The sequence below is a fragment of the Nocardia veterana NBRC 100344 genome, from assembly GCF_000308855.1.
GTDB classification, from domain to species: Bacteria; Actinomycetota; Actinomycetes; order Mycobacteriales; family Mycobacteriaceae; genus Nocardia; species Nocardia veterana.
This window is the reverse complement of record NZ_BAGM01000062.1, coordinates 1-26,291: the sequence shown is the minus strand read 5'-3', so window position 1 is coordinate 26,291 and position 26,291 is coordinate 1. Positions and strand designations below refer to the sequence as shown.

At 67.6% G+C, this 26,291-nt stretch carries 24 protein-coding genes and 1 pseudogene; 12 read left to right on the top strand and 13 right to left on the bottom strand.

Features of this window, described 5'->3' with window-relative positions; translation table 11 throughout:
• The first annotated feature begins 114 nt into the window (after positions 1-114).
• Complete coding sequence (locus ON37_RS10300) at positions 115-1,065, top strand: helix-turn-helix transcriptional regulator (protein WP_040718676.1); 951 nt, start codon at positions 115-117, stop codon at positions 1,063-1,065.
• Positions 1,066-1,726: 661 nt separating this feature from the next.
• Here ON37_RS10300 and ON37_RS31680 read toward each other — a convergent pair.
• Both ON37_RS31680 and ON37_RS10280 read right to left on the bottom strand, forming a co-directional pair.
• The gene (locus ON37_RS31680) at positions 1,727-2,086 is read right to left on the bottom strand and encodes a MerR family transcriptional regulator (RefSeq protein WP_245553140.1); all 360 of its coding nucleotides are present in this window, start codon (positions 2,084-2,086) and stop codon (positions 1,727-1,729) included.
• A 437-nt stretch (positions 2,087-2,523) separates the two neighbouring features.
• Positions 2,524-3,354, bottom strand: coding sequence for a YihY/virulence factor BrkB family protein (locus tag ON37_RS10280; protein WP_051031421.1), 831 nt, complete (start codon positions 3,352-3,354; stop codon positions 2,524-2,526).
• Between the two features lie 228 nt (positions 3,355-3,582).
• Between ON37_RS10280 and ON37_RS10275 the strand changes: the two genes are divergently transcribed.
• A complete protein-coding gene (locus ON37_RS10275) occupies positions 3,583-4,554 on the top strand; it encodes a quinone oxidoreductase family protein (protein ID WP_040718671.1) in 972 nt (323 codons plus the stop codon).
• A gap of 252 nt (positions 4,555-4,806) precedes the next feature.
• Here the strand turns inward: ON37_RS10275 and ON37_RS10270 are convergent, their stop codons facing one another.
• On the bottom strand, positions 4,807-6,042 hold the full coding sequence (locus tag ON37_RS10270) for an esterase/lipase family protein (protein WP_040718670.1): 1,236 nt from the start codon (positions 6,040-6,042) through the stop codon (positions 4,807-4,809).
• Positions 6,043-6,189: 147 nt separating this feature from the next.
• On the opposite strand from ON37_RS10270, the pseudogene ON37_RS10265 reads away from it, so the two are divergent.
• Positions 6,190-6,678, top strand: a pseudogene (locus ON37_RS10265) (transporter); the annotation flags it as partial.
• A gap of 86 nt (positions 6,679-6,764) precedes the next feature.
• A complete protein-coding gene (locus ON37_RS10260; RefSeq protein WP_040718668.1) occupies positions 6,765-8,114 on the top strand; it encodes a flavin monoamine oxidase family protein in 1,350 nt (449 codons plus the stop codon).
• A gap of 6 nt (positions 8,115-8,120) precedes the next feature.
• Here the strand turns inward: ON37_RS10260 and ON37_RS10255 are convergent, their stop codons facing one another.
• Complete coding sequence (locus ON37_RS10255; RefSeq protein ID WP_040718680.1) at positions 8,121-8,456, bottom strand: YnfA family protein; 336 nt, start codon at positions 8,454-8,456, stop codon at positions 8,121-8,123.
• Positions 8,457-8,918: 462 nt separating this feature from the next.
• Between ON37_RS10255 and ON37_RS10250 the strand changes: the two genes are divergently transcribed.
• Complete coding sequence (locus tag ON37_RS10250; RefSeq protein ID WP_040718667.1) at positions 8,919-9,404, top strand: DinB family protein; 486 nt, start codon at positions 8,919-8,921, stop codon at positions 9,402-9,404.
• Positions 9,405-9,442: 38 nt separating this feature from the next.
• On the opposite strand, the gene ON37_RS10245 is transcribed toward ON37_RS10250, so the two are convergent.
• Complete coding sequence (locus ON37_RS10245; RefSeq protein WP_040718666.1) at positions 9,443-10,138, bottom strand: NAD(P)H oxidoreductase; 696 nt, start codon at positions 10,136-10,138, stop codon at positions 9,443-9,445.
• Positions 10,139-10,267: 129 nt separating this feature from the next.
• Between ON37_RS10245 and ON37_RS10240 the strand changes: the two genes are divergently transcribed.
• On the top strand, positions 10,268-11,203 hold the full coding sequence (locus ON37_RS10240; protein ID WP_040718664.1) for an AraC family transcriptional regulator: 936 nt from the start codon (positions 10,268-10,270) through the stop codon (positions 11,201-11,203).
• Positions 11,204-11,358: 155 nt separating this feature from the next.
• On the opposite strand, the gene mftE is transcribed toward ON37_RS10240, so the two are convergent.
• The 4 genes from mftE to ON37_RS10220 form a co-directional block, all read right to left on the bottom strand.
• Complete coding sequence (gene mftE / locus ON37_RS10235) at positions 11,359-12,048, bottom strand: mycofactocin biosynthesis peptidyl-dipeptidase MftE (RefSeq protein WP_040718663.1); 690 nt, start codon at positions 12,046-12,048, stop codon at positions 11,359-11,361.
• Positions 12,049-12,114: 66 nt separating this feature from the next.
• Complete coding sequence (locus ON37_RS10230) at positions 12,115-12,732, bottom strand: MadR family response regulator transcription factor (protein WP_281004681.1); 618 nt, start codon at positions 12,730-12,732, stop codon at positions 12,115-12,117.
• Between the two features lie 53 nt (positions 12,733-12,785).
• A complete protein-coding gene (locus tag ON37_RS10225) occupies positions 12,786-14,150 on the bottom strand; it encodes a MadS family sensor histidine kinase (RefSeq protein ID WP_040718661.1) in 1,365 nt (454 codons plus the stop codon).
• Positions 14,151-14,166: 16 nt separating this feature from the next.
• On the bottom strand, positions 14,167-15,444 hold the full coding sequence (locus ON37_RS10220) for an iron-containing alcohol dehydrogenase (RefSeq protein ID WP_083892873.1): 1,278 nt from the start codon (positions 15,442-15,444) through the stop codon (positions 14,167-14,169).
• A 292-nt stretch (positions 15,445-15,736) separates the two neighbouring features.
• Between ON37_RS10220 and mftA the strand changes: the two genes are divergently transcribed.
• From mftA to mftF, 6 genes are read left to right on the top strand one after another with little or no spacing between them, the layout of a single operon-like run.
• Positions 15,737-15,850: a mycofactocin precursor MftA gene (mftA, locus tag ON37_RS31675; protein ID WP_245553139.1), complete on the top strand. Its 114-nt coding sequence runs from the start codon at positions 15,737-15,739 to the stop codon at positions 15,848-15,850.
• Positions 15,840-16,139, top strand: a complete 300-nt coding sequence (gene mftB / locus ON37_RS10215) for a mycofactocin biosynthesis chaperone MftB (protein ID WP_040718660.1) — start codon at positions 15,840-15,842, stop codon at positions 16,137-16,139. The genes mftA and mftB overlap by 11 nt, the downstream gene beginning before the upstream one ends.
• A 45-nt stretch (positions 16,140-16,184) precedes the next feature.
• Complete coding sequence (mftC, locus tag ON37_RS10210; RefSeq protein WP_040718658.1) at positions 16,185-17,369, top strand: mycofactocin radical SAM maturase; 1,185 nt, start codon at positions 16,185-16,187, stop codon at positions 17,367-17,369.
• Between the two features lie 21 nt (positions 17,370-17,390).
• Positions 17,391-18,566, top strand: a complete 1,176-nt coding sequence (gene mftD, locus ON37_RS10205; RefSeq protein ID WP_040718657.1) for a pre-mycofactocin synthase MftD — start codon at positions 17,391-17,393, stop codon at positions 18,564-18,566.
• Complete coding sequence (locus ON37_RS10200; RefSeq protein WP_040718656.1) at positions 18,563-19,351, top strand: mycofactocin-coupled SDR family oxidoreductase; 789 nt, start codon at positions 18,563-18,565, stop codon at positions 19,349-19,351. The genes mftD and ON37_RS10200 overlap by 4 nt, the downstream gene beginning before the upstream one ends.
• Before the next feature lie 41 nt (positions 19,352-19,392).
• Positions 19,393-20,799: a mycofactocin biosynthesis glycosyltransferase MftF gene (gene mftF, locus ON37_RS10195; RefSeq protein ID WP_210742622.1), complete on the top strand. Its 1,407-nt coding sequence runs from the start codon at positions 19,393-19,395 to the stop codon at positions 20,797-20,799.
• On the opposite strand, the gene mftM is transcribed toward mftF, so the two are convergent.
• The 4 genes from mftM to mdo all read right to left on the bottom strand — a co-directional run bounded on the left by mftM (position 20,750) and on the right by mdo (position 25,612).
• The gene (mftM, locus tag ON37_RS10190; protein WP_040718654.1) at positions 20,750-21,631 is read right to left on the bottom strand and encodes a mycofactocin oligosaccharide methyltransferase MftM; all 882 of its coding nucleotides are present in this window, start codon (positions 21,629-21,631) and stop codon (positions 20,750-20,752) included. The two genes, mftF and mftM, sit on opposite strands and share 50 nt — an antisense overlap.
• On the bottom strand, positions 21,628-23,133 hold the full coding sequence (locus ON37_RS10185) for a VWA domain-containing protein (RefSeq protein WP_040718653.1): 1,506 nt from the start codon (positions 23,131-23,133) through the stop codon (positions 21,628-21,630). The genes mftM and ON37_RS10185 overlap by 4 nt, the downstream gene beginning before the upstream one ends.
• Positions 23,134-23,136: 3 nt before the next feature.
• Positions 23,137-24,237 carry an AAA family ATPase gene (locus ON37_RS10180; RefSeq protein ID WP_040718652.1) on the bottom strand — a complete coding sequence of 367 codons (1,101 nt, stop codon included), beginning with the start codon at positions 24,235-24,237 and terminating at the stop codon, positions 23,137-23,139.
• An 82-nt stretch (positions 24,238-24,319) separates the two neighbouring features.
• The gene (mdo, locus tag ON37_RS10175) at positions 24,320-25,612 is read right to left on the bottom strand and encodes an NDMA-dependent methanol dehydrogenase (protein WP_040718651.1); all 1,293 of its coding nucleotides are present in this window, start codon (positions 25,610-25,612) and stop codon (positions 24,320-24,322) included.
• Positions 25,613-26,291 lie beyond the last annotated feature (679 nt).

Sequence of the window (26,291 nt, the reverse complement as noted above, 5' to 3'; positions counted from 1 at the left end):
GTGCTTCGCGGGCAGGATGGGCGAAGGGTAGGAGCGGCGATCACGCCGCGGATCGGCAGAATTGCGGAGGCGGAATCGCGAACGACGCGCTAGCCGCGCACCTACGATGACCGCATGAGCGAGTCGGCGGTGCGTGCACGTCTCGCCGCCGCACTCGAACTCCGGGACGCGGCGGCCGGATCACCCCGCGGTGAACCCCTCAAACACCAGGCCGCCCGCCTGCTGTTCGCGCTGCGCCGGGTGGTGCCCTACGACCACGCCGCGCTGTCGATCCCGGACCCGGTGACCGGTGAGCACACCACCTACACCAATTTCGGCTACAGCACCCCGACGCTGGACCTGATCAACGACGCCATGCCGGAGATGGAGCTGTACGACGAACTCCGCGAGACCAGACTCCCGGTGCTGCTGCACGACGTGGATCGGCGGCGCCGGCGCGGGGTGATCTTCGACGTCATCCGGCGCAACGGTTTCCGCGACGGGCTCAGCCACTGCCTGTACTCGCCGCAGGGCCGCTACCTCGGCATGTTGAACCTCAGCACCTACACCCCGCTCGACGAGCACACCCTGTCGCTGACCACCGTGGTTTCCGACGCGCTCGCCGCCGCGGTCGACCCGCTGCGCCCGACCGACGGCGGCACTATCGCCATCGGTGCGGGGGAGGAGGCCTTGCTCATCGATCTCGACGGCACCCCACACCCGGTGACCGCGGGCGCCCGCACCGACCTGGCCGCCGTGCTGCGCTGTCGTGCGCGCCCTGCGGCGCCGTCGGCGACGGTGATCCACGGTGGGCAGGTGCACGAGGTTCGCGTGGACGAGGTGCGGGGCGGCACCCTGATCCGGCACCGCCCCGCGCCGCCGCCCGCGGGACTGACGCTGCGCGAACTCGAGGTCCTGGAACTGCTGTCGCACGGTGCGGCCAACACGCAGATCGCCCGCACCCTGCGGATCGGCGCGTCGACGGTCGCCACCCACGTCGAGGCCATTCTGCGCCGCACGGGTTCGCCCAATCGGACCGCCGCGGCCGTGTACGCGACACGTATCGGGCTGTGCCGTTCGGGGTAGCGCCGAAAATCCCCGCGATCCTGTTGTCCGGCAACCCCATTCGCGGAATCGGCCGCCGGGTCACCAGACCGGAAGCCGATGCGGCAGCCGACTTTGCCGTCGCCCACCTCTGACACCGGACCGTGGCCTCGGCCCCGGACGACGCCGGTGGCCGTCGGCGGTCGGGATGAATCTCCGCGTGGCGCTCCGCTATCGGGTGGGGTTAACGCCGCAGGTCAGTCGATCGATGAGCGAAGGACAGCGAAGCAACGCGGGAGAACGGGAAACGAATGCACAAGACGACAACCGCCGCGGCGCGGGCCGCGGTCGCCGCGGCCGTGGTTTCGGGTTTCGCCACAGCGCTCGGTTCCGGTGTGGCGCAGGCCGCGCCGCAGGATTGCGCGGTGTCGCGGGACCTGTTCGGTGCGACCGCGACGTGCCACGACATCGGCCCAGCCGGCCGGGAGTACGCGCTGATAGTCGAGTGTTTCGGTCTGCACGGCATCCCGAATGCCTTCCCGTTGATGGCGGTCGGTCCCTATCGAGGATCGTGGAATGGTTCCTTCGGTCCGTCCGGGGCGGGGACCGCCTCCTGCCTGGGGCCGATGAGCGTCGGTACGGCTACGAACGCTTACGTGACGATCTATCGGGAGTTATCGCGGATATCCCTCGGTCGACCGGTTCAGTTGGAGTCGCCGTGCCGGTCGAGGGTCTGCTGCAGTGCGGTGTTGAGGCGCTGTGCCTCGGCGAGTTGGTCTTCGAGGGTAACTATGCGACAGGCGGCTTCCAGGGTGTTGCCGGCGTCGACGAGTTCGCGAACGCGGCCGGCGATGCGCAATTGGTGACGCGAATACCGGCGATGGCCGCCGGGCGACCGTTGCGGGGTCAATAATCCAGTGGCGTCGAGACCTCGCAGGAACGCTTGGGTGACACCGAGGCTTTCCGCGGCACGTCCCATCGAGTAAGCGGGAAAGTGATCGTCGTCGAGTTTGTCCGCGGCCCTGTGGCCGTCGGCGGGGTGCGGGTGGGGTGGTTGATGCACGGGGCCTCTCGGGTCAACGCCGACAGACCCCGGCGCAGCAGCGCCGGGGTCTGGGATTTACGAAGGGGGGAACGATTTCATTGCTTTCACCGGCCCGTCAGGGCCGCTGTCTGGCATCGCATCCGATATTTCCTGGGATGCGGAACTGATACACGACGACTCAGTGACCACCTCCTGATTGCCGCTGTGCTGCGTTTTCGTGGACTTGGCTTGTTCGGTTTGCTTCGTCCCCTTCCGACGGGGCCGGCCGACTGCGGCCGGGGTCTTACTCATCTCCGCCGGAAGGGGACGGTGGAACTTCCTATCCGGGTAGTTCACCTCCCGGCTTCTGGACTCATCCATTCGAACGACAGTGAATCTATATCGATCCGGGCCGAATGTCTACACCCGGCGCGACAGATTTTTCGGATCTGCTCGGGTGGGTGTTCCTCACACGCCTACCCTTCGGCGTGGTCGCGCAGCGTTCGCTGCCGGTTGATCTGGGCATCGACGACCGAGCCCAGCAGGATCGCGAAGTTGGTGAGCCACAGCCACATCAGTAGGACGATCGCCGCGGTCAACGACCCGTACACACGATTGAGCGAGTCGAAATGGGCGGCGTAGAGCGCCAGGCCCGCAGAGCCCGCGATCCAGATGCCGACGGCGATCACGCTTCCGGAGGTCAGCCAGCGCAATCGCTGGCCCTCGGTGTTCGGTGCGACCCAATACAGCAGCGCGAGTGCAACACTCACCAGCAGCGCCAGCAGCGGCCATTTCACGATCGACCAGACGCGTAGGCCCGCCGAGCCCATCCCGATGCGGTTCCCTGCCTGTTCGGCGAGGCCCGGGGTGATGGCGAAGCCGAGCACGGTGACGGCCACGGCGACCACCAGCAGCAGGCCCAGAGCGAAGCGCAGTGGCAGGGTGCGCGACAGCGATCGGGTCTCCTTCACGCCGTAAAGGGCATTGGCCGCGCGGATGAACGCGCCCAGATAGGTCGATACCGTCCAGAACGCCGACAACAGACCCACGATCGCCATCGGACCCGACAGCGACTTGACCGATTGCAGATGCCGGATCGACTCGGCGATCAGGGACGTGCCGCCGCCTGGGCCCAGCCGTCCGGCCGCACCCGCGAGCGAATCGGCGGGCGCGGGCCCGGCGATACTCAGCACGACGATGGCGATCAGCAGGGCCGGAAACAGCGATAGCATGCTGTAGTACGTCAATGCCGCTGCCCAGTCGGACAATTCGTCCGACCACGCCGCGCGCACAGTGCGCAGCAGCACTCTGACCTCCGCCCGACGAAACATCCGGTATCGACGTGCGGGCTCCGCCCCGACCGCCACAGTCCGTACCTCCCAGCAGATTCCGATCCGAGCACAGTCGGATCGCCGGCCCATGCGCTCGGAATACCACTACGGCGCGTCGCTACGCGGCGGCGCCGGTGAGGAATGTGTCGCCGCGCTGCGGGGTTGATCCCTTTCGTTCGACGGCAGTGCAGGTTTGGAGCGACGATGCGAGCCCTGGTGATGACCGCCCCCGGCGGTGCGGAGAAGTCGGAAGTCCGCGAGGTGGACCCGCCGCGGCCCGCGGCGGGTGAGGTGACCGTCGACGTCGCCTACGCCGGCGTGAACTTCATGGACGTGATGGCTCGCCGCGGCGACGCGGGATACGCGTCGTCGTGGCCCTACCGCCCCGGGTTGGAAATCGCGGGCACGGTACGTGAAGCGGGTGCCGGTGTGACCGGTCTCGCGGTCGGCGATCGGGTGGCGGCCGTCGCGCTCGGCGGCGGGTTCGCTGAAATCGCCACGGCCCGAGCGGAACTGACCGTGCGGGTGCCGGACGCCGTCCCGCTGAGCGCGGCCGCCGCTACTCCGCTCGGCCTGGCGACCGCCCTGCTGCTACTCACCGAGGCCGGTCGCTTCACTCCGGGCGATACGGTACTGGTGCACTCGGCGGCCGGCGGAGTCGGCGGCGCGGTGGCCCAGCTGGTGCCGTTGCTCGGGGGCGGCCGACTCCTGGGTACGGTGAGCCGTTCCGGCAGGCCGGTATCCGGTTACGATGCCGTTCTCGTCCGCGGCGACGGTCTGGCCGACGAGATCCGCGCGGCGACCGATGGCCGCGGAGTGGACCTCGTGCTCGATCCGCTCGGCACCGAGGCGCTGGACCTGGATCTCGCGGTCACTCGTCCCACCGGCCGAATCGTCTTGTTCGGCAACGCCGGCGGCGGCACGCCCGCCCCGCTGCCTCCGTTCGGCCGCCTGCTGGGTGGCAACCTCACCCTGACCGGTTTCAGTCACCGCGGCCTCGTCGCCGGCGCGCCGGCGAAGGTCGCCGCCGCTACCCGCCGGGTGCTGGATTACCTCGCCGAGGGCGCACTCTCGATACCGGTCACCGAACTCGGGTCACTGGACGAGGTGATCGCCACACACGACCTGCTGGCATCCGGACAGGGGGTGGGCAAATACGTCGCCCGGATCCGTTAGTGTTGCGCACCTGAAATCACCGCGTAGCCACGAGATTCGGGACGCCAACGGCGTGACATGGCCAGCTGGAGCAACCGAAAGTATTGCAGCACAAGAATATCCGCCCGGGTGGAAGGTGTGCAGTGCAGGTGTCGCCGGAGTTCCGGGCGCTGTGGGCGGACCAGGACGGGAGCTGCGCGGCGCCGGGCGTCAGCGGATCGCTCACCTCATCCGGAGATGCTCGATCGCGTCTGCCTCGGCCTGGGCAGCGATTCAGCCGGAACGAAGCGACGTCGGTTCGCGCTCGCCGCGTAGCCAGTGGGTCAACGCTGCATAGACTGCCTCGTGATTGAGCAGTGTGAAGTGATTCGCCCCGGGTAGGTGTAGGCCGTTGTCGTCGTCGAAACCGATGCGCCGCGCGCGATTCCGGCCCGAACCACTCGTGGTCAGCACCAAACCGTCGCCGATGACGCGGCCCAGGGGATGGCGTGGGCTGCGAGTGATGGTCGCGGTGACGAAGTAGTGGTCGGCGCCCGCGAGCAGCGGAACCTCGCGAATCGCTCGGCGGCCCAACGCATCGGCGTCCACGCCGTCCCAGTCCTCGTCGACCAGCGAACCATGACGCAGATCTCGGATTCCCGCACTGCGGCGGCGGAGCAGCCGTCCGAACGGACGGGTCTCCGGCACGCGAACCAGCGCGGCGGACAGGTAGTGCACGAACTGCTCCAGGGGCGCACCGAGATGGGGCGACCCGAGACAGACCACCTGCCGCACCCGGCCCACCCAAGGCCGTCCGTTTTCGGCGGCGGCGAAGCACGCGCCACGAGCGATGAGCCCGCCCATCGAATGACCGACCAGTGACAGCTGTTCGATCTCGACCGGCCAGTGCTCGGTGAGGCGCTGCAGCAGATCGTTCAGCTGCCGGGCGTTCTCGGAAATGTGCAGCCCGCTGTTGTACCGCACCTGGAGGGATGTGCAGCCGAGATCGGCCTCGAGTCGTTCGGCATAGGTCGGCCGGCCGCCGAGACGCCACGCGTGCTCGGTCTCCGCCAAACCGTGCAGGAAGATCACGACCCGGCCGCCGGCGACGGTGATGTGCTGCGCGATACGTTCCGGCGCCACCGGTTCGCCATCGACACGAAATGCCATGGGCGCGGCGAGAATCGGTCGTTGTTCGGCGAGCGTGTCGCCGATCAAGCCCTGCAGGGCCGCGAGGAAACCGGAGCCGACAACCGTACGTGAGGGCGTAGGTATCCCGGAGAACGCCGCCGCATGTTCGGCCAGCATGCCCGCCGATACCGCGGAACCGCTGACGATCCGATACACGTTGTCGGCAATGGCGTCGTGTACCACCTGCACGGGCCGCGCCGCCGGGCCGACTCCCAGCCGCACGGCCGCGAAAACGTGATCGGAGAGGGCGCGATGCACCGTGGCCACACCGTCGACCGCACCGCCGAGTTCGTCGCCGGCCAACCGGGCGAGCGCCTTGATCTCCGCCTGATCGCTCATCAATTGAGTGTACGACTGTGCACTCAACACTCGACACCCCGCAACTCGGCGCTGCGGCGGCCCGCCACCACCCACGCTTGCGGATGGCAGGCCGGCAGACTCGTCCGAGGTCGGGGACGTGGGCTGCGGCCCGGGTTGCGAAGGATCGTCGACGCCTTCTCCCGATCGATCGGTATCACGCTGATCCTGGTCCTCGGCTTGATGAAGGTCACCCACCGATACACACCGCCGGTGGCGGTAGACATCGGCGCCTTCGCCCTCGCCGCCGTGGTGGGCTTCGCCCTCAGCACCTACGCCGAGCAGATCGGCACCCCCGGCAAGATCTTCTACATCGTGGTCAACGTCCTCACCACCATGTTTTTGATCTATTTCGTGGTGCGCCTGTGGAACATCGGCGAACACGCGCACGCCGTCCGGGCAGCGATCGCCACCGCCTGCGCCTTCCTCATCGCCGCCATCTACGACTTCGTCCACCTCCCCGGCGACGACTCCGAACACACCACCTTCTACATCCTCGCCCTGACCACCTGGGGCCTGCAAATGTTCACCTACTACCGCGCCTACCACGCCTACGACGCCCACAACCAACGCGTCGACAGCCAGGCCGTCGGCGCTTCGGTCAAAACTCGGTCCTGACCCGAATTCGAATCGCCGCGCGTCTATGCCCAGGCCGTCAGCGGTTCATCGGATCGTCCCCTCGAAAGCTCAGAAAAAGGAATCCCATGAAAACCCACAACGTCGTGGAAGAGACCACGGAAGTCGTTGTCATCGGCGCCGGAATGGCGGGATTGACGGCGGCGACCACGCTCGGACGGCACACCGACCTGGTTGTCCTCGAGTCCACCGACCGGACCGGCGGACGAGTCGACACCGTCCGGCAGGGCGACTACTGGATCAACGTCGGCACCCAATTCACCGAGGGCACAGGCACATTGATCGAGGCCCTCGACCGACACGGTATCGAGATGGGCTCGCTCGCGGGTAAGAGCATCGCGCTGCACCTCAACGGCGGGACGGTCGACACGTCGAATCCCTTCGCGCTGATGTTCCGCACCAAAATGACCATGCTGGACCGGTTGGGCCTGGCCGTCGTCGGTTCGCGCATCCTCGCCGTCACACCCTTCCTCGAATCGGAAAGCCGTGTCGCGCAACGCGTACGGGCCCGGCTCGACACCAAGCTCGCGTCGTACCTGCTGAAAGGCGTGTCTTCGGAGCTGGCGCACACCATCGTCCGATCATGGTCGGCGCAGTGGATGGGCTGCGACCTGCACGAGACCGCCGCCACCCAGTTCGTGACCTCGGTCGGCATGGCATTGGCCGATCCCGAGAAGATCCCGAACTTCTCGCTGCCCGCCGGTGGCAACCAGACCCTGACCGACGTGTTGACCGACGATCTCGGCGACCGGATCAGGCTGAACTCGGCGGTGCAATCGGTGCGCAACGACGGTGACGGCGTCGTCGTCGACTATCTCGCCGGCGACCGTCCGGCCACATTGCGGGCCCGGCGTGCGATCGTGACCGCGCCCGCCGACGTCTGCGAGCGGATCATCCCGGAACTTCCGCAGCCGTATCGGAATTCGTTCAACGACATCACCTACGGGCGCTACGTGGTGGTGGGCTTCTTCACCGACGAGGTCGGGCCGCAACGCTGGGACAAGTACTTCGGCATCTCCACACCGCAGTTGTCGTTCCAGGCGGTGTTCAACCATGCCGCGGCGCTGCGCACCGGCACCGACCGTAAACCGGGCGGCGCGCTGGCCTGTTTCGCCGGCGGCGGCAAGGCCGACGCATTGCTCGATCTGCCGGACGCGGAGATCGTCGCGCGATTCACCGACGACCTGCTGACCGTGTTGCCCGAGCTGGAAGGAAAACTCGGCGACGGTATTCTGCGCCGGCACCGCCGAGTCGTACCGTTCTGGGCGCCGGGGCGGCGCACCACCCTGCCGACATTGCGGGAACCGCTGGGAAACATCCATTTCGCCGGCGACTACCAGCTCGATCTGCCGTCGCTCGCCGACGCCGCGACCTCGGGCGAGCGTGCGGCGCAAGCGGTATCGGCGAGCCTGAGCTGAACTCGCTCAGCTCGCACGTGGGGCGTACATGATGACGGCGACCCCGGCGAGACAGATCAGGGCGCCGGTGACGTCGTAGCGGTCGGGGCGGAACCCGTCGAGGGCCATGCCCCACAGCAGGGATCCGGCGACGAAGACGCCGCCGTAAGCGGCGAGGATGCGGCCGAAATTCGCATCCGGTTGCAGGGTGGCGACGAATCCGTAGCCGCCGAGGGCGATGATACCCGCACCGATCCACGCCCAGCCGCGACCTTCGCGCACGCCTTGCCAGACCAGCCACGCGCCACCGATCTCGGCGAGCGCGGCCAGGACGAACAGCAGGATCGAACGCGCGACGGTCATGGTGGTCGAGCCTACGGAACTGGGCACTGTCTTCCTCGGGCCCGTGCGCGGAACCTGTTCCGGCGCTGTCATTTCCTGCCGGTCCGGTAGGGCGCCGAGGAGGTCCGGCTCGAACCCGAATTCGGTGGTGTGCTCGGCACCGTGCGGCCACCGAAACCGCTGTACATCACCGAGTTTCTCCGCATGGATCCGGTGGGCGGCTGACGGATTCGCGAGCGGGGGTGCGGGGTTCGGTGAGCGGATGGCTCGGACATGGTGCGACTGGTAGATTCGTGGGCGGTCCGTCGCACCCGCGGTTGCCGTGGGGGTTGCCAACCATCGGCGGTCCGAATCAGGATTCCTGGTCGCGAATCACGCGATCAGCCGGCGCCGGTTCCTTCCGGCGGACCGTTTTCCGAAATCACCACCAGCAGATCGGTCTGTCGGGCGTGAGTCGGGCGGGCCGAGGAAGGTCGGCCTGTCATGACCACGTCCAACCGGAGCACCGGCGCCGAACGAGAGCTGTTCGAGAGCATGCTCGACCAGGCGCGCACCGACCTCGTCGGGACGGTGCGCGGCCTGTCCGAAACCGACGCCAGGCTGCGGTTGGTGCCCTCGTCGACCACCCCGATCGCCTTGATCAAACACGCCACGTTCGCCGAACGACTGTGGTTCCAGCGCACGCTCGGCCGCCTCGCCGACGACGAGTGCGACGGCCCACTGTGGGCGCACGGCGGATTCGAGGTGGGCGACGACGAGACCGTCGCGGAGGTGATCGCGGAGTACGAACGCGCAAGCGCCCGATCCAGGTCCGTCGCCGCACGGGTCCCCCTCGACGAGACCCGTGCGCACCCGCACACGGGAGTTCTCGTCAGCCTGCGCTGGATCTACGTGTTCCTGACCGCTGAATTCGCCCGGCACGCCGGCCACGGCGACATCCTGCGCGAACAGATCGAAGCCCGCGCATAACGCGCGGGCGTGATCGACCGGCGAAGGCCCGGCGACGGTCAGGCCGGAACCCGGTCGGCGGCGAGGAAATCCTCGACGAAGCCCAGTGCCCGATTTTCCAAGGCCGCGTAGTGGGCCTCGCGGACCGCGCCGGTGAGTGCTTCGTCGAGCAGCAGATTGCCCGCGGCGTCGAGGCGCTGCCGCTTTTCCTCCGCGCCGGGCAGCAGCCCGACCGTCGACCGGGTGAGACCGCAGTAATAGGCGATACCGTCGTCGAGTTGCGTGCTCAGTGCCTGCTGCATGGGTTCGACGATCGGGTCGTCGTCGGCCACGCCGGCCAGTCCCAGCCACAGCATCCGCTTACCCGCGAGCCGGGGTTTGCTTCGGCCGTAGGCGAATCCGTAGTTCCACACCCGATCGATCCAGCCCTTCAGGATCGCCGGGACCTGCATCCAGTACACCGGAAACACCGCGACGATCACGTCGGCCGCGAGGACCCGCCGCATCTGGTTCTCGACCTCCGGTGAGTAGGTCTTCTCCCTGTTCCCCCATTCCGGCAGGTCGGCGGCCGTCATCCGGGGATCGAAGTTCTCGGCGTGCAGATCCAGCAGATCGATCCGGTATCCGGCGGCGGTGAGCCGCCGAGTGGCCAATCCGGCGATATGGGCAGTCAGTGAGTCGGGCCGGGGGTGCGCGACGACGACCAGCGCGGTGCGGGCGGTCGCGGTGTCCGCGGTCGGGTTGTGCTGCTGCACGGGGCCTCCTGTGCTCCGGGGTTGCGTGAACGCTCGGTTCGGCGTTCGGGATTCATTCCACACCCCGGAGGGTGGACGATCTATGGGTAGAGATCTACATTCGATAGGAGTTCGTCTACAGTCGATGGTGTGGACCCACTGAGCAAACTGCTGGGCGGCATCCGGGCCGAGGGGGCACTGCTCACCTCGGCGGTCTTGGAACCACCGTGGAGCATCCGGTTCGCCGACGAGGCGCCGCTGACCATGGTCACCGTGCTGCGCGGCGGGGGAACATTGCTGCTACCGGGCGGGCTCGAACGCCGGATCACGGTGGGGGACACCGCGATCGTGCGCGGACCGGACGCATTCGTGCTCGCCGACACTGCGGAAACCGTCGGGCTGCCGCACGAGGAATACGAGATCTCCTGCTTCGCGCCGGACACGAAATGTGACCCCGCACTGGACGGCAGTCGCTGGGGGGACGGACCCGACGGCGAGACCGCTCTGATCGTCGGCGCGTACCGAGCCTCCGGCCGACGGCACGAACGACTGCTGCGTGCGGTCCCTCCCGTCCTGGTCGTCACCGACGACGTGGAGGTGTGCGCATGGATGGAGTCGATGGCCGCGGATGCGGCGCGACGCCCGGCCGGAGCGCAGGCGATGATGGACCGGCTCCTCGACTGGGCGTTGGTCTGCACCCTGCGCGACTGGTTCGACGGGCTGGACGCCGACGCGCCCGGCTGGTATCGCGGGCCGGCCGACCCGGTGGTGGGGCCGGCATTGGCGGCCATGCACGGAAGGCTCTCCGCCGGTTGGACAGTCGCGTCGCTGGCCGCTGAGTCGGGGGTCTCGCGGGCGCTGTTCGCGCGCCGGTTCTCCGAGGTCATGGGACAGTCACCGCTGGCGTATCTCACCGAATGCCGCATGGACGAGGCGGAGGAGCTGCTGGCCGACCGGAGTCTGACCGTAGCGCAGGTGGCGAAGGCCGTCGGCTATGCGGACGCCTTCGGTTTCAGCGCGGCCTTCAAGCGGCACAGAGGTATTCGGCCGAGCGATGTGCGCGCCACCGTCGATCTCGGGGCGTGAACCCGGTCCGAGCGGACAGTTTCGCCGCGGTCGCGCGGATTCGGTGGCAGCCGTGGATAATTCGAAGCATCCCTCCACTACCGGCGAACGTGGAGAATTGCGGCCGACGCGGCCTTCGGATTCCGGCGGCGACCGCCGCAGCCGACTGCTGTCCGTCAGAATCCAGGATCGGCGGGTGGGAACCGATTCGCGACCGCCGTGGTCAGCGCGTCGGCCCAACGATCCAGCAGCCGGACGCCGGCGGCTGCGGTGGCGTGCGTGGGATCGCCGAGGACGCCGGTTGCGCTGACTGCGCGGACTCCGCCGGTTCGCAGGTGCGGCATGAGCTCGTGCAGTGGGCGGGTGTTGCCGGGGCGGATGCGGTCGGTCACGACCAGCTCGGGCGCGAGGTGGAGCATGGTCGAGGTTTCGGTGTGTCCGGCATGGCTGTCGTCGGTGGGGCCGGTGGGGGACCAGATCAGGATGTCGCGGTTCTCCGCGGCGAGTTGGTGCTGCGCCGCTCGCAGCGGTTGCAGGTTGCCGCCGTGTCCGTTGACCAGGATGACCGCGCCGAATTCGTCTGCCGAGCGCACCAATTCGACAACGACCAGCTCCAGGGCGGCGCGGCCGATGGACAGTGTGCCGGGGAACCCGGCATGTTCACCACTGGATCCGTACGGGATGGGCGGTGCTACGACGACGTCGCCTCGGGCGCGGGCCAACCGGCGGCAGAGCTCGACCGCGATGGCGGTGTCGGTGCCCAGCGGCAGGTGTGGTCCGTGCTGCTCGGTGGCGCCGAGCGGGACGGCCAGCAGAGGTCGGGGCAGGTCGGCCAGTTGCGCGGAGGTCAGGTCGGCGAGATGCATCGGCGGTCCGGCTCAGCGAGTGCGGTCGTGGCGACGTCCGAGGACAGCCCGGTCGAATGTCGCAACTCAGATGAGGCCCATCTTGCTGGCCTCGTATACGGCTTCGGCGCGGGTTGCGGCCGAGAGTTTACGCATGATATTGCGTACGTGGAATTTCACGGTGGTCTCGGAAATGTAGATGCGGCAGCCGATTTCACGATTGCTGAGGCCGTGCGCGAGCAGTTCGAGGACCTTGAGTTCCCGTTCGGTGAGGCTGGGTTCGTCGACTGCGGTGCGGATGGAGCGCATCATCACCGATGCCGAGCGGGAGTCGAAGGCACTCTCATCGCGCGACACCGCGCGGATCGCGGCGACGAGTCCGGTGGTGTCGACATCCTTGAGGACGTAGCCCTTCGCGCCGCGATGTACGGCTTCGATGACGAGGGCGTCATCGAGAAACGTGGTGAGCACCAAGACGCCGGTCTCGGGATATTTCGCGGTGAGCGCCGAACAGATGTCGAGCCCCTCGGTGTCGGAGCCGGTTCCGAGCTTGAGGTCGAGTAATACGATGTCGGGCCGTAGATTTTCGACAGTGGCGAGCGCGGACGCCGCATCGGCCGCTTCGCCGACCACCTGGATATCTCGCTCACGCTCCAATATCGTGCGCAAGCCCTGCCGGACGATGGCGTGATCGTCGATCAGCACGATGCGGAGTTGCCGAGTGCCGGCAGGCGTAGGAGCCACGGCTGGGTGAGTGTTCACGACGTCCTCCTTGCCGATCCCCCGGGGATCGGAATTTCGAATCTGAGCATGACCCCGCCCAATTGCGCGCGGCGGATGGACATGGTGCCGCCCAGGTGGGCGGTGCGCGCCAGCATGTTGGCGAGTCCGCGGTGCGCACCGGCCAGATTGGCCGAGGTGACGCGCAGCATCTTGCGTAGCTGTGCCGGGTCGCCGTGGCCGTCGTCGGAAATGGTGAGCACGACTCGGTTCGGGTAGTAGACCAGTCGCACATGCGCACGGGTGGCATCGGTGTGGGCCACCGTGTTGAACAGGGCTTCCCCGGTGATTCGTAGCAACGAGTGCTCGGCTTCCCCGGTCAGCGGCACCGGAGTGCCGGTGACGGTCACGTGCACGGTCAGATCGCTCGGGAGGTGTACGTCGGACAGCCGCTGCAACAGCACCGGCAGGGATTCGGCGGACTCCGCTGCGCTGCGGTGCAGTGCATAGATCGCCGCCCGCAGGCGTTCGACGGCGCGTTTGGTGAGGTCCTTCGCGTCGACCAGTTTGGCGATCACGTCGTCGGCGGCGGCGCCGGCGGCCAGATCGCTGCGGCAGATCTCGATGGTCATCCCCGCGGACAGGACGTCCTGGGTAACGCTGTCGTGGAGTTCCCGCGCGATGCGGTGACGTTCGTCGTCCAGCGCTTGGCGTTGCATCGCCGCCATGAGGCGCTGTTGAGCTTCGGCGAGTTCGGCGTCCCGCGCGGCGAGGTCGCGGGCATGTTGAGCGGCCGTTTCGGTCAACTGCTCGGTACGCCCGCGCAGGCGCGTCGCCGCGTGCAGGAGAAAGGAATTGTGCAATGCGACAGCGACCTGGTTGGCCAGTACGCGCAGGACTGCCAGGTCGGTTTCCGCGATCTCGACCTCGCGGCCCGGCAATCCGGCGATACCGCCCACCGGCTCCCCGTCGAGCGTCATGGCCACTCGGACGACCGGTCCGGGGTGACTGTGCTCGACCTCCCATGGGCGGTCACGCAGGAGGGTCAACTCCTGCAACGCATCCGGTGGCAAACGGTCCTCGTCGTCGATGAGGCCGTCGCCGCCGAGCATCAGGAACCTGGGGCGCGCTGCCTGCAGGGCTCCGTCGGCCACCGCGATGAGCAGCCAATCCGCCTGCAGGTGGTCCGCCGCGGTGCACAGAACCGATTCCACCAGCCCGCGTGGGCCTTCCGCGGTGCGGACGAGAGCACGGGAAATCCGGTCGAGGGCCCGAACAGCGTTCTCCAAGCGTTCGGCGGAGCGGACGTAGGCCGGATAGAAGGTACGTTTACCCGACCGCACTCCGGTCAGTACACCCAGATCGGCCGCGGTCTTCCCGAACGCGCCGCCGTCGGAAGCCATTTCCCTCATCCGCGCCTCACAGCGCCCGTTCGAACAACGCCGCGATGTGGTGCGCGTCGGCGTCGCGTGGGTTGGTGGCCAAGCAGGCGTCGCCCAGGGTGGTGCGGGTGAGAACCGGAATGTCCTCGGGTGTGACGCCGAGATCGGCCAGCCCGCGCGGCACGCCGACCGAGTCGGCCAATCGACGTACGTGGGTGGCGAGCGCATCGGCGATCTCGTCGGCCGGCCGGGCGACATCGAGTCCGGCGGCAGCCGCAAGCGCGACGTAGGGGCTGGGGTCGACTTCGGCATTGAACCGGATGCAGTGGGGCAGGAGTACCCCGTTCAGAACGCCGTGCGGTGCGTCCAGCAGACCGCCCACCTGGTGACTCATCGCGTGGGTGATGCCCAGGATCGTGTTCGAGAAGGCGAGGCCGGCACTGAGTGCGCCGTGAGCCATCGCGATCCGCGGGCCGGCGCGGCGTGGTCGTGCCAAGGTGTGCGGGAGATTGTCGGTGATCAGGTGCACGGCCTGCAGCGAATGCTGGTCCGTCAGTCGCGTGTGGGCGCGCGAGACGAACGATTCGATCGCGTGGGTCAACGCATCGAGCCCGGTTGCCGCGTTCAGGTCGGCGGGCATCGTGATCAGTAGCCGCGGGTCCACGATCGAGATGTCGGGCACCAGGGTCCGGCTGATGATAGTGATCTTGATGCGCTTGGTCGTGTCGGTGACGATCGCGAACTGGGACACGTCGGCTCCGGTTCCGGAGGTGGAGGGAGCGACGACCAGGGGCGGGATCGGGTTGACCACCCGGTCCACGCCCTCGAAATCGAGGATGGCCCCACCGTTTCCGGCGAGGATCGCGACGCCCTTCGCAGCATCGATGCAGGACCCGCCGCCGACCGCGAGAATCACGTCACTGCCGGTTTCGGCATAGTGCTCGTACGCCGCGGCTATCTCGTGATCCTTGGGATTCGGCGTGACCTGTGACCACACGATCGGGTGCAGTCCGACTTCGTGCAGGTAGCCGGTGGCCTCCGCGACCCAGCCGGCCTCGATGATGCCCGGGTCGGTGACGAGGAAGGGACGGCGGGCCCCCACTCGTCGTGCACAGTGACCGATTTCGGCGAGTGCTCCGGGGCCGAAAACGACTTCGGGAGCGTGGAACTTCGCCAGGTGTGGGATCGGGCTGTCGGACTTGCTGTTCCCGGGGATCGGCCCGGACAACTCGGCGTCGTCCTCGGGTGAGGCAGGAGGGAGACGGTGCGCGTCGCTCGAGGGGGGTGTTCGCGTTGTCGACGTCGCCGCCGCCATCGGCGCACGTCGTGTCAGTTGTGCCACGGCCAACTCCTCTTCCATCACCGGCGGCCCTGCCGGCGCCTCCCAGCCTAGCGCCGGTGTGAGGGCGGACACACTGACCGTCGGTGGTGGAGATACCTGACCGATCGGACAGGTGGCGGTTCGGTGCCGTGGCCTCCGGAGACCGGGTGGTTCAGGCACGCGACTCTGCTTTCGGACGGGTTGCGGTGGCGATCGGACGGTTCTTCGGTTTCTGGCGTTCACCTTCGGTCTGCACCGCCCTACGGTCGTGAACACGCCACACCCGGTGGCTGTGACATCGGAAGGAACGAGGATGAACGAGAACGACAACACCACGAACGTCGAGCAGGATCTGCTGGTGGAAGACGTGTCCATCGACGGGATGTGCGGTGTCTACTGACGCGCCGGCGCCCGAACCGTTCGATCCGGCTCTGCCCTATCGCCTGAATCCCGCGGTCGCGGTCCGGCCGGAACCGTTCGGCGCGCTGCTGTACGACTACGGCACCCGGAGACTGTCGTTCCTGAAGACCCGCAGGCTGCTGACGGTCGTCCGGGAACTGGCCCGCCGGCCGCATGCGGGCGCCGCCCTGGTAGCGGCCGACGTGCCGGAATCCGAACGGCAGCAATATGAATCCGCGTTGGCCGGTTTGGTGGCAGCGGGCACGATCCAACGCCGCACCGACGGCTGAGCGAGAGCGCCGGCCGGTTCGACCGTCGGCGGACGAGGTGATCATATGAAACTGGTAGAGCATTTCGAGCACGGCCTCGACGCGCCCATCTGCCTGACGTGGGAGTTGACCTACGCCTGCAATCTGGCGTGCGAGCACTGTCTGTCGTCGTCGGGCCGGCGGGATCCGCGTGAGCTGGATACTGCCGCGTGCCGGACGGTGATCGACGAGCTCGAGCGGATGCAGGTGTTCTACGTCAACATCGGCGGCGGTGAACCCACCGTCCGCTCCGACTTCTGGGAGCTGCTGAGCTATTCGGTGGACCGCGGGGTAGGGGTGAAATTCTCCACCAACGGTGTCCGGCTGACGCCGGAGCGTGCCCGGTGGCTCGCCGCGACCGACTACGTGGATGTGCAGATCTCCATCGACGGTGCGACGGCCGAGGTCAACGACGCGGTTCGCGGTGCGGGGTCGTTCGACTCCGCCTACCGGGCCATGTCGAACCTCGCCGATGCCGGCTTCACCGGCTTCAAGATCTCGGTGGTGATGACTCGGGAGAATGTCGGACAGCTCGACGAGTTCCGGCAACTGGCCGAGCGCTTCGACGCCCAGTTGCGAATCACCCGACTGCGCCCGTCGGGCCGCGGGGCCGACGTGTGGGATCGGCTGCACCCCACCGCGGCTCAGCAGCGCCAGATCTACGACTGGCTGGTCGCCCACGGCGATACCGTGCTGACCGGTGACTCCTTCTTCCATCTCAACGCGCTGGGGTCCACCCCACTGCCCGGTCTGAATCTGTGCGGTGCGGGCAGAGTCGTGTGTCTGATCGATCCGGTCGGCGACGTCTACGCCTGTCCGTTCGCCATCCACGACCAGTTCCTGGCCGGCAACGTGCGCGACGCCGGCGGGTTCGAGGCGGTTTGGCGCACCTCGCCGCTGTTCACGCGGCTGCGGGAGCCACAGACCGGGGGCCTGTGCCGGTCGTGCTCGGCGTTCGACTCGTGCAAGGGCGGGTGTATGGCAGCGAAGTTCTTCACCGGACTGCCGCTGGACGGCCCGGACCCGGAATGCGTGCGGGGCAATGCCGAACCTGCTCTCGCGTCCGTCGGCGCCGTACCCCGTCCGGACAAAGACCATTCCCGTGGCCCCCGCACGAAACGTGCTGTGGGACTGGGCCTTCCGACACTCCCGTCCGGTGCTGCCGGACCGGACCGAGCATGCGACACCAGCCCGCTGGCCGGATGGCGCTGACTGTTAGACGAGGACAACATCGTGGCAAGTACGAAAGACTGGTTCGAAACCGTCGCCGAGGCACGCGAGCGTGCCGAGAAGCGAGTTCCCAAGGCGGTATATCTCGCCTTGCTGGCCGGATCGGAGGGCGGGGTCAGCCTCGCCGACAACACCGCGGCCTTCGCCGAGCTCGGCCTGCGTCCGCATATCGCCGATCTGCCGGCGCAGCGGGTGCAGTCGACCACTCTGATGGGGCAGGAGATTTCGCTTCCGGTGATCTGCTCGCCGACCGGGGTGCAGGCGGTCGATCCGGCCGGTGAGGTCGCCGTCGCCCGTGCGGCGGCGATGTCCGGCACGGCGATCGGCCTGTCGTCGTTCGCCTCCAAACCGATCGAAGAGGTGGTCGCGGCCAATGACAAGCTGTTCTTCCAGATGTACTGGCTCGGTGACCGGGACGCGATTCTGGCCCGACTGGACCGCGCGAAACGGGCCGGCGCCAAAGGGTTGATCATCACGCTCGACTGGGTGTTCGCCACGGCCCGTGACTGGGGGAGTCCGCCGCTTCCCGAGCGTATCGATGTCAAGACCGCGATCCGCTTCGCGCCGCAGGTCTTGTCGAGGCCCGGATGGCTGGCCCGGTTCCTGCGGGCCGGGCGCCTGCCGGACCTGACCACGCCGAACCTCGTGGGGGCCGGCGAGAAGGGGCCCACCTTCTTCGGTGCCTACGGCGAGTGGATGGGCACCCCTCCCGTGACCTGGGAAGATCTCGCCTGGCTGCGTGAGCAGTGGGACGGGCCGTTCATGATCAAGGGCATCGGGCGCCCCGACGATGCCCGGCGTGCCGTCGATATCGGTGCGAGTGCCATCTCGGTTTCCAATCACGGCGGCAACAATCTCGACACCACGCCGGCGGCGATTCGGTTGCTGCCGTCCGTCGTGGACGCCGTCGGCGCCGATGTCGAGGTGGTGCTCGACGGTGGCATCCGGCGCGGCAGCGATGTGGTGAAGGCGCTGGCACTCGGCGCGCGAGCGGTGATGATCGGCCGGCCCTACCTGTGGGGGATGGCGGCGAACGGAGAGCGTGGCGTCCACAACGTGCTCGAGATCCTCCGGCACGGCATCGATTCCACGTTGTACGGGCTCGGCCGCGAGTCGATCGAGGACCTCACGCGGGACGACGTCCTGGTTCCGGACGGATTCACGCGGGGAATGTCGTGACCGGTGAGCCGACCGCGATCGTCACCGGTGCCGCCCGGGGCATCGGTGCCGCGATCGTGCATCGGCTCGCCGACACCGGGTGGCGGGTCGTCGCGGTCGACAGCTGTGCCGACGATCCCGCTGTGCCCTATCCGCTGTCCACCAGACAGCAACTCCGAGAAGTGGCCGAGGCCCGTCCCGGCGCGGTCATGGATCTGGCGGCCGATGTCCGTGATCTGCCCGCCTTGGCCGACGCCGTCCGGGCCGGGGAGGGCCGATTCGGTCCGATCAGGGCCGCCGTGGCGGCGGCCTCGGTCATCACCGGTGGAAAACCGTTGTGGGAGACGAGGACTCCCGAATGGGCCCCCATGTTCGACGTCGGCGTGCACGGGGTGGCGAACCTCGCGCGGGCGGCCCTACCCGCGATGCTCGCCCGGCCGGAGCCCAGAGGCGGCAGATTCGTCGCTGTCGCCTCGGCCGCGGGTCACCACGGGCTGTGGCATCTGTCCGGTTACAGTGCGGCCAAACACGCAGTGGTCGGAATGATCAAGAGCTTGGCCCACGACCTGCGGGGCACCGGAATCACGGCCGCGGCGGTGTCACCGGGCTCGACCCGCACGGCCATGCTGACCGCCACCGCGCAGTTGCACGGCCTGGATTCGGTGGAAGCATTCGCCCCGCACCAGTTGCTCGGCCGCATCGTGGAACCGCGTGAGGTCGCAGCTGCGGTGGCGTGGCTGTGCGACGGTGACGCCGCGGTCGTGAACGGCAGCGTCGTGCACGCCGACGGAGGTTTCGTGCCGTGAACCCGATGTGGTCCGACGAGAACGCGGAGCCGGAAAATGCTGTGGCACCGAAGATGTGGCTCACCCTCGACCGTGACGTACGTCGTTACCTCGGCGGCCGGATGCTCTTGGGCGGCTCGCCACCGCGACTGATCCGCCTGTCCCACCCGGCCGCTCGCCTCCTCGACGGATGGCTGGCGGGTGAACCGGTGGCGCCGGGACAGCCCGAACAGCTCGCGCGACGATTGTGTCGTGCCGGCGTCGCCCATCCGACAGCGGTGGGTGGCGCCTGGAGTTCGGCCGACATCACGCTCGTCGTACCGGTCAAGGACAACGAGGCGGGCGTGCACAGAGTCCTGGCTGCGACACCCGCCGTGGCGCGCCGGGTGATCGTCGACGACGGGTCCGCCGTCCCGATCGCCGGTGCGTCGGTCCGGCATGCTCGATCACACGGTCCCGCCGCGGCTCGTAATGCGGGCTGGCGCACCGCTCGGACCGAACTGGTGGCCTTCCTGGACTCCGACACCGAACCCCAGGCCGATTGGCTTTCGGCGGTCTTGCCGCTGTTCGACGACCCGCAGGTCGCGGCAGTGGCTCCCCGAGTCCGCACCGCTGCCGATCCGTCGAGCCCGTTCGCGCGATACGAATCCGACCGAGGCAGCCTGGACCTCGGCGCCCACCCGGCGGTGGTCCGCCCGTTCGGTCGTGTCGGTTATGTGCCGAGTGCCGCGCTCGTCGTACGGCGCAGTGCGCTGGAACTGGTCGGCGGCTTCGACGAGCACCTGCGCTTCGGCGAGGATGTCGACCTGGTGTGGCGCCTGATCGACGCCGGCCTGTTCGTCCGCTACCAACCGGACGCCGTCGTCGAACATCGGGTGCGAGCGACCGGGCGGGCCTGGCTTCGCCAGCGATTCGAGTACGGAACATCGGCTGCGCCGCTGGCGTTACGACACGGCGACCGATTGACCTGTGCGCGTGTCGATTACCGCAGTGCGGTGTCCTGGGCCGCGCTCGCCGCGGGACGACCGTCGGTGGCCCTGGCGATGGGCTTCGTGTCGGCGACCGTCCTGCCGGTCGTATTGGGGCGGCATCGGGTGCCGGCACGGGCGGCGGCCGCGCTCGCCGTCCGCGCGCATCTCGGTGCGGGAGCGGTTCTGGGTGCGGCTGTGCGGCGTGCCTGGTGGCCGATGGCGCTCTGGCATCGCACCGGTAGGCGCGTCCTCGTCGCGAGCCTGCTGCCGTGCGTCGTCGAGACCCTGCTCCGGCGTCGCGGTCCTCGATGGATCATGTTGCGCCTGCTGGATGACCTCGCCTACTCGGCGGGCGTCTGGGCAGGGTGCCTGCGTCACCGGACTTGGCGGCCGCTCCTGCCCAGCATCACCGGAATGCCTCGGCGGCAACGAATTTCGCAAGGTACGCTCACGACACGTCCAACACCAGCCACCCGCCGTGGTACTCGGACACGGTGAACGGCAGTCCCGTCTCGATACCGAGTACCGCCAGTTCCTCCAGATCGAAGGTGCGTACGTGCCCGTAGCCGGGGTCGGGCTCGGTCTCGAACGGGACCGCCACGACGACCCGGTGTGCGGCCAGTCGCGTGGCCTCGCCGATGACCGCTCGACCCTCCTCTGGGGCGAGATGTTCCAGCAGATGCAGCACGGTCACCGTGGATACGCACCGGGCCGGCAGTGGTACCGCCGTCGCATCACAGGTCAGTGTGTCCAGCGGGGTACCGAGCAGAGGCGCCATTCTGGAGAGCAATTGCATATTGCCGGCGACGACGTCGGAGGCGAGTACTCGGTGGCCGGACTGCGCCAACAGCAGCGGAAAGAACCCGAAACATGACCCCAGGTCGAGCACGCGGCCTGGATGGACGAGTTGTAGCGCCCGCTCGTAGACCGGAGCCATCGTCTGTCGTGGTTCCGGAGCACCCGCCAGATACCGATGGATGCTGTCGATCGTGTTGCGGTAGAAGGTGCTCCACGCTGGTATCGCCCCCGCAACGGTGGTCCGGACGACTCCGAGGAACACCCGCTCGAAGATGTCGGCGCCGGCGAGCAGGCCGGTGCGGAACAGTTCGTCGGCGATGAGTCCGGCGATACCGTTGTCGAGTTCCTGCGGCCGGAACCGGTGCGTGATCTCCGAGCGGTGATCGACGACACGCACGCGGAAGCTCTCGGTACGCAGACCCGGGCCGCTGTCGCTGTAGTCGGCGCCGACCCGCACCACGCCGTCGTCGTAGTAGTTGCCGGACAACGGCGCGAAGGCGTGCAGAGGTGCTGTGGCGGTCGGGTCATTCATCCTCGTACTCCGTTCGGATGGAATTCGTCTGCTGCCCTGCGTAGTTCGTCCAGACCGCGCACGACATGGACTCGGTCGCAGAAATCCGCGTACCGCGGCAATGCGCAGCTACCCAGTCCCCACGAATATCGGGGTTCCGGGGTGATCCAGATCGTTTCGCGGGTGCGGCGGGCGATCTCGGCGAAGGAGGACACGCCCGGATCGGAGCCGTTGCTGCGTCCGTCACCGAGAACGAGCAGCGTGGTTCGTCGATCCAGCGCGCCGGCATGGTCGGCCAGGAATGTGGTGAACGCGGTCCCGTAGTCGGACTGTGCCTCGAGGTCCAGGACGTCACCGCCGAACAATTCGGCCAGCGCCCGCTCGGCGTCGCGCTCGGCGAACAATGTCGTCGTTTCGACCGGCGCCGCCACGAAGGCGAACGACCGCACCCGGCCGAACATCTCCTGCAGCGAATGGGCGAGCCGCAGACTGAGATGAGCGGTTGTCCGCACCGACAGGCTGACGTCGGCGAGGACTATCAGCCGTGGGCGCTCGTCCGCGCTGCGGACGGTCACCGGAGCGAACGGCACCCCGTCGTAGCGCAGGCTGCGCCGCATCGTTCGAGCGGCATCTCCGCGCCCGCGGGGCGCGACACGTCGGCGATGAGTTCGCGCACCGCGCAACGACGTCATGATCCGACGCAGTGCGTGTTCCAGTTCGCTCTGTTCGCCGGCGCCGACCGTGCCGACCGCGGCGAGACGCCGATCCTGATGTCCGGTGCGGCGCTGCCACTCCAGCAGCGCGGCCGCGTGCCGTTGAATCGCCGCCGCGAGATCCCCGAGGGCCTCCGCTCGGCGAAACACTGTGTCGTCGGCAGGGGCGTCCGGATCGCCCAACCATTGCAGCAGCGCTTGCTGTTCGTCGACGCTCAGCGCGGCTCCGGTGGTGGCGGTGGCGCCCTCGGACAGTTGCCCGGGGACACCGCCGGCAGGCATGCGATCGACATCGAGGCGAATGCGATAGCCCTCGCCGCCGACCACCTGATTGCCCTGGGAGAAAGCGATCTCGTCGGTCGGTGCGGAGAGATCGATCATGCCGTCGTCCTGGCTCTGATTGTGGCGCTCGGCGAGATCGGCGGTATCGAACAGATGGCGGACGTCCTCGGCTCGGGCGCCTTCGCTCGCCGCCGCCTCGGCGGGATCGACCGAGAGCGACAACGCGTCCGTCATGATCGCGTCGACCTCGGTTTCGGTGACGCTCGGCGGAGTAATCGGCTCGTCACGGCAATTGTTCGTCGGGGCGGCGGTAAGCCCTGAGAAGAACACCTCGAACAATTCGTCGAACACCGCGGTATCGCGTGCGTTCTTGAGCAAGGCGGCGCGCAGTCCACAACGCAGGAGCCTGCGGTCGGCCAGAATGCCGGGTTGGCGCGCGCACTCGACCGCGTCGATCGCCTCGGCTACCGAGACTCGAACCCCCCGGGTGCGGAGCAGCGCGACGAACCGCTGAACCGTTGCCTCCATCGCCTACCTGCCGCGCCGCGCGAACGAACGAGCTCCCTGACTGGCGCTCACCGTTGCCCGCGGCAGTGGTGTCGCGTGGCGTCCGTAGTAGCCGTCGTCGAAGCGGCCCGGCTCGTCCTTCCCGGCCCGTACGCGCTGCCCCTCGGTCTCGGGTCCGAGCGCCGGACCGCCGGCGGTGTCGGAACCGGAATTGCCGGTCAGCAGCGTGGGCAGTGCCTGCCGCGCGGTCCGCAGATCCCGCTCGTATTTCACGACAACCGACAGCGTTGCGTCGAGGATGGTCTGCGACAGCGAATCCACGTTCAGGACGGCCAGGGTACGGGCCCAGTCGACCACCTCGGAAATGCTCGGCGACTTGCGCAGATCCAGCGCGCGCAGACCACGGACGATCCGCACGAGCTCCGCGGCCAGGGCCTCGTCGAGGCCGGTCTGCTTACTGCGGATGATCTCGAGCTCTCGCTCGGCCGACGGATAGTCGGCGAACAAGTGCAGGCATCGGCGCTTCAGCGCAGCCGCGAGATCGCGAGTGTCGTTGGATGTCAAGATGACCAGTGGGGGATGCACGCTGCGCAGGGTGCCGAGTTCCGGCAGCGAGATCTGGTACTCGCCCAGGAATTCCAGCAGCACCGCCTCCAAAGCCTCATCGGCTCGGTCGATTTCGTCGATCAGCAGCACCACCGGTTCCGCGGAGCATACGGCTTCCAGCAGCGGCCGCGGGCTGAGGAACTGCTCGGAGTAGAACACGCTGTCCTGGGCGGCCAACCGTTCGATGGCCTCGGCCAGACTGTCGGTATCTCCGACCAGGTGTCCGATCTTGTCGCGCAGCAACTGGGTGTACAGCAACTGCTTGCCGTAATCCCACTCGTAGAGTGCGCGGGTTTCGTCCTGACCCTCATAGCACTGCAGCCGCAAGAACTTTCGGCCAGTGGCGATCGCCAGCGATTTGGCGAGTTCGGTCTTTCCGACACCGGCGGGCCCCTCGATCAACAGCGGCTTGTCCAGGCGGGTCAGGAGAAAGACCGTGGTCGCGAGCTGCTCGTCGGCAATGTAGCCTGTCGCGGACAGCGCCTCACGCACGTCCTCGATGCTGGCGAAATGGGTCATCGGTGTCCTTTCGGCGGAGCGGGGTGGGCCGCGGACGAACGGAGGCACCACACATCGGTTCGTCCGCGGCCCGGTCGGGTGGTCAGCTCAGCAAGTCGTCGAGGCTGCCGTGCATGCAGTGTTCGACCACCGGTCGCACGGTTTCGAAGGTGCATTCCTTCGGGTTGCCCGGCGTGCAGGTGTCACCGAGGACGTGGCGAGTGATGCGATCGATGTCGGCATCGTCGCCCTTGATGACGGTGGCGTTCTGATAGAACCGGGTGGGACCCTGGCCGAGCCGGCACTTGGAGTAGGTGGTCGGCGTGATGTCGGTGAAGCGCTCGGGAATTCCGACGTCGCGCAGCAGGCGAACGGCCGCCGCGAGCGCCGCGTCGGCGGCCTGCACATCGGTCATTCCCGAGGTGTCGACCCCCATCGCCGCCGCGATCTGCGCGAACCGCTTGTACATCACCGGCATGTTGAACGCCCACACTCGCGGCAGGGCGATCGCGTTGTTCAGACCGTGGTGGGTGTCGTAGAAGGCCGACACCGCGTGCGAGATGGAGTGAATGATGCCCAGCCCACCGGAATTGAACGCCTGGGCCGCGATGTACTGCGCGTACATCATCCCTTCCCGGGCAGCGAGGTCGGTCCCGTTCCAGGTGGCCGCTCGCAGATTCTCGGCTACCAGCTCGATGGACTTGAGCGCATTTCCGAGCGACGGAACGAAATTCAGCCGCGAGACGAATGGCTCCGACCCGTGGGCGAGTACGTCGAAACCGCACTGCGCGGTGTAGTCGGTGGGGCAGTCGAAATACAGGACCGGGTCGTCGACAGCCAGCGTCGGGACGGCCGCGTCGTCGAATGCCACGTACTTGTGCGGATTGTCCGGATCCGTCGTGGTATCGGTGATGACATAGGCCCACGAGGTTTCCGAGCCGGTGCCCGCGGTGGTCGAGACGGCGATGTGCGGAGGATTCTTCGGATTTTCCGACTTGTTGAATCCCTCGAATTCATTGACGTTGCGGCCGTCATGGGCGACGGAGATGCGGGCACCTTTACACGCGTCGTGAGACGATCCGCCGCCGATGGAGACGAAGCTGTCGCAGTCGTGCTGCTGATACAGCGCGACTGCGTCCATGACGTTGTAATCCTTGGGATTGGATTCGACCTTGTCGTAGAGCACCACTTCGAGACCGTGATACTCCAGCGAGCCTACGATTTTCGGAACGATATCGGTTCCCCGCAGGCCACTGGTCATCACGAGGACCTTCTTGAAGCCCAGCTTCAGTGCCTCCGGCCCGATGATCTCGTGGGAACCCGGCCCGAGCAGAGCCCGCGGGAACGGGTGGAATTCCTTGATGGGAAACGGCTTGATCAGCTCGTCGACCTGCATGTGTTCGTACCTCTCGGAAAAGGAGATTCAGAATCCGGAATCACCGGTGAGAGCACCGTATGGTTCCGATCACAGCGCGCGGAAGTGATTCCTGCCGAAACTGCCCGAGCGGGCGGAGATACTCACTGTGCGGATCGTGCCGGCCCTGTCCGAACGATCAGGTCGACCGGATCCGAGGAGAATGCCGACCATTCTTTTACGAGGTCGGCCCCGGGATTTCGGTGAATTGCGAGGGCGCGGCCGGCGTCGGTCCGATCAACCTGCCGCCAACCCGGTGACCGCACACTGAGGACAACCGCACCGCTCCGGGTAAGGATCACATCCTGTTCCACGGCAACGGCGCCGAGGGGATCGACAATGGGGTCGTCCCGGGAGCGGCGGTTCGCCGAGGAATTCGAGCGGGGACGATCGGTGGGGCAGAGCATCGCCCGTCCTGTCGCCGGTGCACAGCAAAAGGCTGCCTACCGGCCATCCGTTGGCCGGTAGGCAGCCGGGCGGCGCACGGGCCCGGGAATCGGGCGAGTCGGACCGGTGCGCCGAGTCCATTCATATTGCGCGCGGGCAGCGTGAACCCGCTGGGCGCGAGTGCAATTCAACTGCACCGATCGCCGGGGGACCGGTACCGGACACCGCTCGTGGGGCCTGGCACCGGTTCGGCGTCAGCGAAACCCGCTCGGCC